This window comes from Pustulibacterium marinum, from assembly GCF_900116665.1.
Lineage (GTDB): Bacteria > Bacteroidota > Bacteroidia > Flavobacteriales > Flavobacteriaceae > Pustulibacterium > Pustulibacterium marinum.
On record NZ_FPBK01000006.1, the window covers coordinates 133,747 to 146,646 of the forward strand.

Sequence of the window (12,900 nt, forward strand, 5' to 3'; positions counted from 1 at the left end):
TAAAAGTTTATATTTGGATATCGAAAAAGCGCATTGAATTTCAATGCGCTTTTCATTTATAATACTATTATATTGTTTTAATTAATTCTTAGAAGTTCTAGAATAATAGTTTCCTCTATAAGACGATAGTAGAGTTTCAAAATTTGTAGCGTAAATATCTGCAAATGCATCTACTATAATTTCATCTTTATTAATAATAAGTACTTTATTCATTTTACTTAACATCAATTTTCTACTTACACTATCGTAATTATTTATTCTATATTGATTATCTGGATTTAGTCTGTAAGTAGCTAAGGTTTTCTTCCAATCGTCCTGATTCAAATCTTTATTAATACCTACAAAATTAATTTTTGGATATTTATCTTCCAGTACATGAACTCGATTTAGGATGTCCTTAAAATGATTATTTTGATGACGTGCCCAAAAATAATATACCGTCAATTTATCGTGATTTGTGTCTTGTATATTTATAGTGTTTCCTGAGAAATTAATGAAATTAATACTTTTTACTCTTTTTCCCTTTTTTAGATTATCAAGATTTTCGTGAATCTCATTAATTTCCTTAAAAATAGCAGTAGTGTCTGATACGTATGACTTGAAATTTTCTAAATAGGTTTCATCATAAGAAGCATCTCTTCGTTCGTCTAAATAAAAGGTGTAAGCTGCATTTCGAAGTAATTTATTTTTGCTCAATGGATAGTTCTTCAGCTGATCTTCTATTATTTTAAGTTTTTCATTATGATATTCATTACTTTGAATTATTTCGTAAGCGGAATAATTTTTATGTATATCTGCAGCCAAGTCATATGCTTTTCCAGAAACATATAGTTTTAGATATCTAAGATAAGGGTCAAAATGAGCATACCTATCATCTTTAGAGTCTAGAAGTTCTCTAAAGCTATAAAAGTTATCTGGTACTTTCTTAGATCTTTCGTTGGTGTATTTATAATGTAAATAAGGATAAATTTCTGCATATCTAAACAGTCTATACCCTGCATCATTAATCAAAATATCTTCGGTAATTTCAGTACTATGATAATTTTCAAAAAATCGATCTAACTTTTCTAATTTAGATGCGTACATAGAGTCGATACGTAATTTAAAACCATCTGGAGAAAGCTCCACAAGATTTCTACGTATAAATTGTTTATCCTTTTTATCTTGAAGAAATTGAGCTATAAGCACGTTATTTTTCTCAGCGCCTTTTCCACTATAGACAAGGGATTCATGAAAATCATACGTATTTAATCTTAATAAAAGACTATCACCTTGCTCTAAAATAATATATTGGTATTCTGGTTGATTATAGAAATAGTATAATCCACTTTCTAATGAAGAAAATTTAAAAAGGAATCTATTTCTACTGTCCAATTTGGCAGTGTCTACTGGAGATCCATCTTTAAATAAAACTACAGAATTAGTTTTTGGATTTACAATTTCTCCTCCAAAATAGGTTTCGTCATCATCATCTCCACAGCTCACCAAGGTTAAAACCAAGGCTATTAACACATAATTCTTCATAAAGGGTAAAAATCTTTTCGCTAGAAATAAGTTTTTCAGGGAATTAGTTACAAATCTAAGCAAGTGGAGTTTTTGAAGTTGTTAATAGCTAGTTAAAATAGAAGCAATGAGAATAAGATTCAATTGTTTATAAATCATTCTATAGATATTTATTACTTTTGCACTTTCAAAAAACATATAATACTATATCCTATATGCTATCAGTTTCTAATTTATCTGTTCAATTTGGTAAAAGAGTTTTATTTGACGAAGTAAACGTAACTTTTACTCAAGGAAATTGCTACGGAATTATTGGTGCCAACGGTGCCGGAAAATCTACATTTTTAAAGATTTTATCCAAAAAAATGGATCCTACCAGTGGTCGTGTTCACTTGGAACCAGGCAAACGTATGTCGGTTTTGGAACAAGATCACTATGCATATGATGAATTTACAGTGCTAGAAACGGTAATTCGTGGAAATAAAGAATTGTTTGCTATCAAAAAAGAGATGGATGATTTGTACGCAAAACCAGATTTTAATGATGCTGATTCTGACAGAGTAGGAGAGTTGCAAATTGTTTTTGAAGAAATGAACGGTTGGAATGCAGATAGCGATGCAGCTGCAATGTTGTCTAACTTAGGTATTTCAGAAGATCTACATTATACACAAATGGTTGATTTGGATGGTAAACTAAAAGTACGTGTGTTATTGGCACAAGCACTTTTTGGAAATCCTGATGTATTAATCATGGATGAGCCTACCAACGACTTGGATTTTGAAACCATTTCTTGGTTAGAAAATTTCCTTGCCAATTATGACAATACGGTAATTGTAGTATCTCACGACCGTCACTTTTTGGATGCTGTATGTACGCATATTTCTGATATCGATTTTGGAAAGATTAATCACTACTCTGGTAACTATACTTTCTGGTATGAAAGTAGTCAGTTAGCTGCAAGACAAAGAGCTCAACAAAACAAAAAAGCTGAAGAAAAAGCGAAAGAATTACAAGAATTTATTCAGCGTTTTAGTGCTAACGTTGCAAAATCTAAACAAGCAACTTCACGTAAAAAAATGTTAGATAAATTGAAGGTAGATGAAATAAAACCTTCAAGCAGAAGATATCCTGCCATTATATTTGAAAGAGAGCGTGAAGCAGGTGATCAAATATTAAACGTTGAAAACTTATCTGCTTCTATTGATGGAGAATTATTGTTCAAAGACATCGACGTTAATTTGGCGAAAGGCGATAAAGTAGCTTTAATTTCTAGAGATTCAAGAGCAACTTCTGCTTTTTATGAAATTATCAACGGTAAAAAAGAAGCTGATAGCGGTAAATATAGTTGGGGAGTTACCACAACACAATCATACCTTCCTGTAGATAATTCAGAATACTTTGAGAACGATTTGAATTTGGTAGATTGGTTACGTCAATGGGCAAAAACTGAAGAAGAAAGAGAAGAAGTACACATTCGTGGTTTCTTAGGAAAAATGTTGTTCAGTGGGGAAGAAGCACTTAAAAAATGTAATGTACTTTCTGGAGGAGAAAAAGTACGTTGCATGCTAAGTAGAATGATGATGTTGAGAGCAAATATTTTAATGCTAGATGAACCTACAAACCACCTGGATCTTGAAAGTATTACAGCGTTTAATAATTCTTTGAAAAATTTCCCAGGTACAGTAATGTTTACAACGCATGACCACGAGTTTGCACAAACAGTAGCAAATAGAATTATAGAATTAACACCAAATGGAGTTATTGATAGGTATCTTACGTTTGATGATTATATGGATGATCCTAAAATTAAAGAACAAAGAGCTAGCATGTATGCTAAATAGCATACAGATAATTTTATAAAGTAAAAAGGAGGCAAATTGCCTCCTTTTTTAATCTTTCTAATTTCGACTAAAAACAGAAATTAGTAATATGTGTTATTGTTATCATCTAAAAGATCGGTGTATGATTCTTCTATAACTTGTTGAGCCTTTACCAAATCGTCTTTGTCTACGTAAACATCAATGTTTTCAACAACACCTTCTTCGGTATTAGGTTCGGTTCCTGAAAAGTAATCATCTTCCTGAATGGTTTCAATTCCTCTGTCTTCCAATCTTTCCATGATCATTTGGGCAGTAATCATTGGCCCGGTGTAAACTTTGTGAACATCATTTTTTTTCTGATCCATATTTCATTTCTTTTCTTACAAATTTAAATGGATGTTGATGTTGATTTCAAACAGTTAACATTTTTTAATATGGTTTTTAACTCATTCTTATAGACTCTTCAGAGGGTTCTAAACTAGCTATAACATATTTTGTAACAGATAGTTCATCTTTATGAACAAACACTTGTACATTTCCTATAATATTGGGTGCAAAACCAGCCAGTCTACCAGATTCTGTTTCATCTTTAATAACTGGGCTAATTCTATGATCTTTTAACATACTTACTAATTTTTGCGCCTCGATCATATTTCCTTCATAAATTTTTTGATAATCTTTCATAGCAATTTGTTTTTTAGGCATTATAAAATCTACTTTTTCATATATGCTTACTTATATTTTACCTTCGAATAATGCGTAAGCATATTTAAAGGTATTACTTTGATTAAAAGAAAACTTGTGTGTCAAACAAAAAGAGTAAGATTTAAGTAATTTTTAAAAGGAAACATTAATGTTTTCCTAAAAGAGCGGAAATGATGAGACTCTCATCTATGTATGAAATAAAATAGTAAGTCTGCTTACAACTGTTACTACGTGATTATGTATGTTAATCTTTCTTAAAAAATAGCTAAAAGAGAAATTCAACAAAATAAACTGATATTTCATGAGTTTTATAATTGTTGTTTCTCAGACCAAATATTTCAAGCAAAAATCATTTATTTATGATTAAATTTTTAAGGGGCAAAATTAGCTTGAAATAAAAAAGCCACTGTATTTATCTACAGTGGCTTTTGTTTTATAGAAATTGATGAAATTATCTTAATGTAGCTCCAACTTGCTTTTCAAAGTTTTCTTGCAATTTGGTCATTACTTTATCAATTTGTTTATCATTCAAAGTCTTATTTTGATCTTGAAGAATAAAGCTGATCGCATAACTCTTCTTACCTTCCGGAAGTTTATCACCTTCGTACACATCAAATAGATTTACTTCTTTTAGTAAGCCTTTTTCCGTTTGTTTGGCAATAGTATAAATTTCATTGAAAGACACTTTATTGTCTAATAAAAGCGCTAAATCTCTTCTCACTTCAGGATATTTTGGAATATCTTGATATTGAATTTTTTGATATGTAGCAACTTCCAAAACGGCATCCCAATTGAAGTCAGCGAACAAAACCTCTTGTTTAATATCAAAAGCTTTTAGAACAGATTTTTTCACTTTACCAAACTCAACTAGCTTAGTTTTTGCAAAGCTAATAGCTATAGCTTCCGAAAAAATGTCACTTTTTGCAGGACTCGTTTTAATGTTTGTAATTCCCAATCTTCCCAGTAAGGTTTCTACAATTCCTTTTAAATAAAAGAAATCACTTATGGTAGATTGTGTATTCCAACTTTCTTGATATCTGTTACCGGTTACAAAAACACTCAAGTGTTTGTTTTCAGTATATTCTTGATATTTGTGATACGATTTACCGAACTCAAAAAACTTAAGGTCAGCACGCTTTCTATTAATGTTGTAAGCAACCGCTTCTAATCCAGAAAATAAGATAGATTGTCGCATAACGCCCAAATCACTACTTAATGGATTCAGCATTTCTACATTGTGCTCTTCTTTTAATTGCTCGCTTAAGGCTACGTAATTGGCTGTAGTTAAACTGTTAGCCATAATCTCATTGAAGCCTTGAGAAATTAACTGATTAGCAATAACATTTTGAATTTTATAATCTTCAAATTTTGAAGAGTTTGAAATTGAAGCGTTTAATTTTTCAGTAAACTCAATATTATTATAACCGTAAACACGGAGAATTTCTTCAATAACATCAGCTTCTCTACGAACGTCTACACGATAGGATGGAATGGTAACTCCAATCCCTGCTTCGGTAACGCTGTTTACTTTAATCTCTAAAGAAGAAAGTATAGATTTGATAGTTTCCGTTGGAATGTTTTGTCCAACCAATTTGTTTACTTTTTCAAACGTTAAGAATACCGGGAAATCTTCGAACTTTTTAGGATAGAAATCTGCAACTTCCGAAGTAACAATTCCACCAGCAATTTGTTTGATTAACAAGGCTGCTCTTAACAAAGCATATTTTGTAAAATTGATATCAATTCCTCTTTCAAAACGGAAAGAAGCATCAGTATTCAGTGCATGGCGCTTTGCTGTTTTACGAATAGAAACCGGATTGAAATATGCACTTTCTAAGAAAATATCTCTTGTATATTCCGTAACTCCAGAATTGGTTCCACCAAAAACTCCCGCAATACACAATGGTTTTTCAGCATCGCAGATCATCAAATCATCTTCGTGAAGTTCTCTTTCAACTTCGTCTAAAGTTGTGAATTTGGTACCTGCTTCAACTGTTTTAACTTGTATTTTATTTCCGTTGATTTTATTTGCATCAAACGCATGTAATGGTTGACCCAATTCATGCATTACATAATTGGTAACGTCAACTACATTATTTTTTGGGGTAAGCCCAATAGCTTTTAATCTATTTTGAAGCCAAGCCGGAGATTCTTTCACCTCCAAATTGCTAATGGTAACTCCACAATAACGTGGTGCTAATTCACTATTTTCAACTTCAACATCTATTTTAAGCGTTCTGTTATCAACATGAAAACTACTTACAGAAGGGGAGATCAATTCGCTATGAATTTCTTTTTGAAGTAAACCAGCTTTTAAATCTCTTGCCACTCCATAATGACTCATGGCGTCTGCACGGTTTGGAGTAAGACCAATTTCAAAAACTTCGTCTGACTCTACTTCAAACAATTCTGCACAAGGAGTTCCTGGAGTAAGGCTTTCGTCTAAAACCATAATTCCATCATGGCTTTTTCCTAAACCTAGCTCGTCTTCAGCACAAATCATCCCATGACTTTCTTCACCTCTGATTTTACCTTTTTTGATTTTCCAGGCTTCACCTTTTTCATCGTACAATGTAGTTCCTATAGTTGCAACCGGAACTTTTTGTCCTTGAGCAACGTTGGGAGCTCCACAAACAATTTGTACAACTTCACCGTTTCCTAAATCTACTTTGGTAACTTTTAATCGGTCTGCATTTGGGTGTTGTTCACATTCTAAAACATGACCTACAACAACGCCTTTCAATCCTCCTTTTACAGATTCAAAAGCATCAACTCCTTCAACTTCTAACCCAAGATCGGTTAGTAATTCAGCAGTTTGTTCAGAATCCCAGTCTATCTTTATAAATTGTTTTAACCAGTTATAAGAAATCTTCATCGTTGATTTTTTTGAAAGCCCAAAGATAACAATAGTAACCGATTTTAGTAGTGATTCAATAGAAATATTCGGCTTAGTTTTTCAGATAAACTGTTGATAAATCAAGGTTTTTAGTGGATAAAGACCTTAACTTATATAATTCCAGATATTTTTATGAAGTTGAAGTTTTTCAAAAGTGTATTTAACAATTTTGTTTTCAGGTTTTTGAAGAGTAGGATCATCTTTTAATAATCGCATTGCGTAATAACGAGCTACTTTTAAAATATCGTTATCCTTAACAATATCAGCGATTTTAAGATTAAGTACACCACTTTGCTGCGTTCCCATAATATTACCGGGTCCACGTAGTTTTAGGTCAACTTCAGCAATTTCAAAACCGTCATTGGTTCTAGTCATGGTTTCCAGTCGGGTTTTAGAGTCATCAGACAATTTATGTCCCGTCATAAGAATACAAAAACTTTGCTCGGCTCCACGACCTACACGACCACGCAATTGGTGAAGTTGTGACAAACCAAATCGCTCGGCACTTTCAATAATCATTACAGATGCATTGGGAACATTTACACCTACTTCAATTACCGTAGTAGCTACCATTATTTGTGTTTCACCACGTAGAAAACGATCCATTTCATAATCTTTATCTGCAGGTTTCATTTGACCGTGAACAATTGAAATTTGATACTTTGGCGCTGGAAAATCCCTAGCAATACTTTCGTAACCATCCATCAGATCTTTATAATCCATAGATTCTGATTCTTGAATAAGTGGATACACCACATAAACTTGTCTACCTTTTTCTATTTCATCTCTAATGAACTGAAAAACTTTCAATCGGTTTCCATCATAGCGATGCACGGTTTTAATAGGTTTCCTTCCCGGCGGAAGTTCATCAATTACAGAAATATCTAAATCTCCGTATAAACTCATAGCCAATGTTCGTGGAATAGGAGTGGCCGTCATTACCAAAACGTGTGGCGGAATTTCGTTTTTTCGCCAAAGTTTAGCGCGTTGAGCAACACCAAATCTATGCTGTTCATCAATTATGGCTAAACCTAAATTTTGAAATTTCACTTTATCTTCTAAAACAGCATGTGTACCAATTAAAATTGATAAATCACCATTTTGAAGTTCTTCATGAATAATTTTTCTATCGGAAGTTTTAGTTGAACCTGTTAGTAGTTTTACGTTTAAATTCAGTGGTTTGACTAATTCTAAAATCCCATTGTAATGTTGTGTTGCTAGAATTTCGGTTGGAGCCATAATACAAGCTTGAAATCCATTATCCAGAGCTAATAGCGCTGTAAGTAACGCCACAATAGTTTTTCCACTACCAACATCTCCTTGTAGCAATCTATTCATTTGCGCATTACTCCCAAGATCTTTTCTAATTTCTTTAATCACTCTTTTTTGAGCACCGGTTAAATCAAACGGAAGATGTTCATTGTAGAAAGACGTGAAATTTTTACCAACATTTTCAAAGGGGTATCCTTTGATTTTGCTCTTTCGAACTAAATTCTTTCGAATTAATTGAAATTGAATGTAAAAAAGTTCTTCAAATTTCAATCGGTATTGCGCTTTGGCTAACATTTCAGGATTTCTAGGAAAGTGAATATTGAAAAGTGCTTCTGCTTTGTTGATCAATTTGAGCTCTTCTAACAAATACTTGGGAAGGGTATCGTAAAATTTCCCCTGCGATTCTTTAAAAAGTTCCTGAATAAGCTGATTGATAACCTTATTGTTAATCCCGATTTTTGTTAGTTTTTCTGTTGAAGGATACACCGGTTGCATGGCAGAACGTAAACTGGCTTCGTGATCTTTCAGCAATTCCATTTCTGGATGCGGTATGCTGAAAACTCCATTAAACCAATTAATTTTTCCATAAACCACATAGGGAGTATTCAATTTTACACCTTCTTTGATCCATTTATGACCTTTGAACCAAACCAATTCCATTTCTGCAGTTCCATCAGTAAAAATAGCCACCAAACGTTTTCCTCGTTTTTGTTCAACCATTTTCATATGTACTACTTTACCAACCAATTGCACTTCGGTACTATTACGCTGCAACTCGTTGATTTTGTAATACTTGGTTTTATCAATATATCTATTTGGAAAAAGATTGATCAAATCTTGATAGGTATGAACACCCAATTCTGTGCGCAAAAGATTGGCTCTTTGCGGTCCTACACGTTTAAGGTAATCTATAGGAGTGTTGAGAAAGTTGGGATTCATAAGGCGAATTTAGTTTTTTTTGAGTGAAATAGTAAATTGCAAAAACCAGAAATTTTTAGAAGATCATTTCAAGTTTGAATTTCAGTTAGTTTCTATCCATTTCAGTTTTTAAACTTTTGGTTTCAACAAAATTCATTTCAAAAACATTACATTAGTATCAAATAAGAACTACTTAATGCGATTTTTTTCTTTATTATTTTCGGTATTATTACTTCAATTTTCACAAGGATTTGCCCAACAAATTGAACACGTTGATTTTAAAACGGCCAATGTTACTATAGCGATAGATCCTTTTCAACAAACCGTTACAGGAACTGTTATTTATAGCTTTGATGTCTTAGAAAAAGTGGATTCCATCTTTTTAGATGCACAACGAATGCAGTTTGAAAATGTATTGGTAAATGGTAAAAAAGTAAAATTTAAAAATGATGAAAAGCATCTCATACTTCAGAAGAAATTCAAGCCCAAAAAAGAGAATCAGTTAAGTTTTACCTATACTGCCAAACCTTCTAAAACACTGTATTTTTTCGGTTGGAAGGACGATGAAGGAAGAAAACAGGTTTACACACAAGGTCAAGGAAAATACACCAGTAATTGGTTACCTAGTTTTGATGATGTGAATGAAAAAGTCATCTTCAATTTGAATATTTCTTTTCCAAAAGGGTATCAAGTAATTGCCAATGGAAAATTGACCAATTCCGAAACCACAGATACGCTCACAACTTGGAATTTTGAAATGAATCATCCAATGAGTTCTTATTTGGTAGCACTAGCTGCCGGAAAATATGAGGAAAAAAAGATGATTTCTGAAAGAGGAATCCCTTTGAAATTATACTACTATCCAGATCAACCAGAGCGCGTAGAACCCACTTATAGATATTCTAAGCAGATTTTTGACTTTTTAGAGAACGAAGTTGGTGTAGACTTTCCATGGGTAAATTACAAGCAAATTCCGGTGAGAGATTTTATGTATGGAGGTATGGAAAACACAACAGCAACCATTTTTAACGACAGTTATTATATAGACTCGCTTTCATTCATTGACAGGAATTATGTAAACGTAAATGCGCATGAGTTGGCGCATCATTGGTTTGGTGATTTGATCACTGAAAAATCTCCAGAGGACCATTGGTTACAAGAAGGTTTTGCAACTTATTTTGCTTTGTTGGCAGAAAAGGATGTTTTTGGAAACGCTTATTTTAAAGCAGCTTTGTTTGATACGGCTAAACAATTGCAATTAGCTAGTGAAAACGGAAATGGAGAATCACTTTTAAACGCTAAGGCAAGTAGTCTCACATTTTATCAAAAAGGAGCATGGGCTTTAGTAGCTTTGAAACATGAAGTAGGAGCGAAGGCTTTTAAAGAAGGAATCAAATCTTATTTGAAAAAATATCAGTTTTTGAACGTTAGTACAGATGATTTCTTAACTGAAATGGAGAAAGCTTCGGGAAAAAATCTTGAGAATTTCAGACAAAAATGGTTATTAGATACAGCATTTCATTTTGAAGAGGCAATGAAACTAATTGATGATGAACCATATGGAATTCCTGAATTATTAGAAGTACATTTTAAAGATTCTACAGCTTCAAGTACTGAAAAGTCTAAAAACATTTGGGCTCAATTACCTTCAAAATATAAAGAAGCAATTGTTACATATAAGTATTCGGCATTGAAAGATTCTGTGTATATCAATTCCATTTTGAATAGTGAAGATTTAAAAGTTCGTCAGAAATATTTAGTTCAAACCAGTCAAATTCCAGCTAATAAAAAGCAATTTTTTGAGTCGTTTTTAAAAGATAAAAGTTATAACACGAAAGAAAATATGTTGTACAAGCTATGGGGAAATTTTCAAGAAGACCGTAGTAAGTATTTAGAAGCAACAAAGAATATTGAAGGCTTTAATGATAAAAATATTCGTATTTTATGGTTGGCTTTATCTTTGGTAACTCCAGAGTTTGATCAAAAAAATAAACAGCAGTATTTCTTAGAATTAACTGGTTATACTAGTCCTAAATATGGTTTTGATGTTCGTGAAAATGCATTTTCATTTTTAAAAGAATTGGATGCTTTTACAGATCAGAATTTATTAGATTTAATGAATGGTTGTCATCATCCGGCATGGCGATTTGCTAGTTTTTCGCGTTCGCTACTAGAGCAACTTTTAAAAGATGAAATGCACAAAACTCGTTTTAAAGAATTAATGCCAAAAATGACCGAAAAAGAACAAAAATATTTAAATACCAAATTATGAATGCATTAGTCATCTCTGGTGGTGGAAGTAAAGGAGCCTTTGCTGGTGGCGTGGCCCAATATCTCATTGAAGAAATGGGACGAGATTATGATTTGTATTTGGGAACGTCTACAGGAAGTTTGTTGGTAAGCCATTTGGCGTTACAAAATGTAGACAAGATTAAAAAAGTATATACATCGGTAAATCAAAAAAGTATTTTTAGTCAGAATCCATTCACCATTAAAAAACGTCATGGAGGAATGGAAATTGGGATAAATCATTTCAATGTACTACTCAATTTTTTTAAAGGAAGAAAAACGTTTGGGGAAAGTCAAAACCTAAAAAAACTTATTTTCAAGACCATAACGAAGGAAGAATTTTCAACACTGAAAAACTCCAAAAAAGATATTGTAGTTACCGTTTCAAATCTTTCTATGAATGAAGTAGAATACAAGTCTATCAAAGACTTTTCTTATGAAGAATTTCTCGAATGGATTTGGATTTCTTGCAATTACACACCATTCATGAGTTTGGTTCAAAAAAACGGATGTGAGTACGCAGATGGCGGATTAGGAATTATGGTTCCTATTGAAGAAGCTGTAAAACGAGGCGCTAGAAACATAGATGTAATCATTTTACAGACTGAAGTAACTCAATTGAATAAACTCCCTTCAAGAAACGCATTTTCTTTGTTGACGAGCATGTTTTCCTTTGTATTGGATAGAATAGAACATCAAAATATAAAAATAGGAAAGTTTGCAGCGAACCAACATAATGCAATAATTAACTTCTATTATACACCTACGATCTTAACCACCAATTCCTTAATTTTTGATAAAAAGAAAATGGAAACATGGTGGCATAGTGGTTTTGAGTACGCCAAATTAAAAAATAAAGAAACCAGTCAGTTAGGTCCGGAAATTAACCAATAATTTCGCTTACTTCTTTTTTAATAAATGAAAGCGCTGTTGCAGATGGAGCTTGCTTATCCATAAATTCGGTTAAGATAGCTTCTCTTAATTTAGATGCTGAATCTATTTTTTCACTCATCGCTATTTTACGAATCATTTGAATGGTTGTATTTTTTGCAGCTCTAATAATTCCCCAACAATCTTCTGTTAAATAAATTTGTTGGGCAAGATTGTGATTGAATTCAGTTTCTATTTGCTGAATCAATCTATTCTCGTAATCATCTTTTCCATCAGTAACAGGCGTTAAATTGATAGTCAAGGAAGCAGGAGCAATACGTTCTAAAAATAAGGTCATTCTTTCATAAGCTTGCAAACGTACGGGTAAAGCATCTTTTTGCGATTCTTTATGTAATAAATATCTACGTCTTCCTTCTTCATTTTTGGTATGAAGACTGAAAAAATAATACGCTACACCTCCGGTTACAATGGCCGGAATACAATAAAATAATAACTGAATGATTTGCTCTTCCATTTGAAGATTTTTTATTTGCTCGATTACCGAGATTAAATGCCAAAAGGCAATATTTCTATATTATTTACATAAAAGATTCATTTTTGTGAAAA

The 12,900-nt window shown here is 32.4% G+C and carries 9 protein-coding genes; 3 read left to right on the forward strand and 6 right to left on the reverse strand.

Annotation, left to right across the window (positions count from 1 at the left end):
- Positions 1-81: 81 nt before the first annotated feature.
- Positions 82-1,524 carry a TlpA family protein disulfide reductase gene (locus tag BM383_RS10095; RefSeq protein ID WP_093025013.1) on the reverse strand — a complete coding sequence of 481 codons (1,443 nt, stop codon included), beginning with the start codon at positions 1,522-1,524 and terminating at the stop codon, positions 82-84.
- Between the two features lie 194 nt (positions 1,525-1,718).
- Between BM383_RS10095 and BM383_RS10100 the strand changes: the two genes are divergently transcribed.
- The gene (locus BM383_RS10100; RefSeq protein WP_093025014.1) at positions 1,719-3,344 is read left to right on the forward strand and encodes an ABC-F family ATP-binding cassette domain-containing protein; all 1,626 of its coding nucleotides are present in this window, start codon (positions 1,719-1,721) and stop codon (positions 3,342-3,344) included.
- An 80-nt stretch (positions 3,345-3,424) separates the two neighbouring features.
- Here the strand turns inward: BM383_RS10100 and BM383_RS10105 are convergent, their stop codons facing one another.
- From BM383_RS10105 to recG, 4 genes are all read right to left on the reverse strand, one after another.
- The gene (locus BM383_RS10105; RefSeq protein ID WP_093025015.1) at positions 3,425-3,688 is read right to left on the reverse strand and encodes a putative signal transducing protein; all 264 of its coding nucleotides are present in this window, start codon (positions 3,686-3,688) and stop codon (positions 3,425-3,427) included.
- A gap of 76 nt (positions 3,689-3,764) precedes the next feature.
- On the reverse strand, positions 3,765-4,007 hold the full coding sequence (locus BM383_RS10110) for a putative signal transducing protein (protein ID WP_093025067.1): 243 nt from the start codon (positions 4,005-4,007) through the stop codon (positions 3,765-3,767).
- A 472-nt stretch (positions 4,008-4,479) separates the two neighbouring features.
- Positions 4,480-6,903, reverse strand: coding sequence for a phenylalanine--tRNA ligase subunit beta (gene pheT, locus BM383_RS10115; RefSeq protein WP_093025016.1), 2,424 nt, complete (start codon positions 6,901-6,903; stop codon positions 4,480-4,482).
- A gap of 126 nt (positions 6,904-7,029) precedes the next feature.
- The gene (gene recG, locus BM383_RS10120; RefSeq protein ID WP_093025017.1) at positions 7,030-9,135 is read right to left on the reverse strand and encodes an ATP-dependent DNA helicase RecG; all 2,106 of its coding nucleotides are present in this window, start codon (positions 9,133-9,135) and stop codon (positions 7,030-7,032) included.
- A 175-nt stretch (positions 9,136-9,310) separates the two neighbouring features.
- On the opposite strand from recG, the gene BM383_RS10125 reads away from it, so the two are divergent.
- Together BM383_RS10125 and BM383_RS10130 are read left to right on the forward strand one after the other, a co-directional pair.
- Positions 9,311-11,386: a M1 family metallopeptidase gene (locus BM383_RS10125; RefSeq protein ID WP_093025018.1), complete on the forward strand. Its 2,076-nt coding sequence runs from the start codon at positions 9,311-9,313 to the stop codon at positions 11,384-11,386.
- Complete coding sequence (locus BM383_RS10130) at positions 11,383-12,297, forward strand: patatin-like phospholipase family protein (RefSeq protein ID WP_093025019.1); 915 nt, start codon at positions 11,383-11,385, stop codon at positions 12,295-12,297. The genes BM383_RS10125 and BM383_RS10130 overlap by 4 nt, the downstream gene beginning before the upstream one ends.
- On the opposite strand, the gene BM383_RS10135 is transcribed toward BM383_RS10130, so the two are convergent.
- A complete protein-coding gene (locus tag BM383_RS10135) occupies positions 12,287-12,808 on the reverse strand; it encodes a DUF7935 family protein (RefSeq protein WP_093025020.1) in 522 nt (173 codons plus the stop codon). The genes BM383_RS10130 and BM383_RS10135 overlap by 11 nt on opposite strands.
- Between the last annotated feature and the right edge of the window lie 92 nt (positions 12,809-12,900).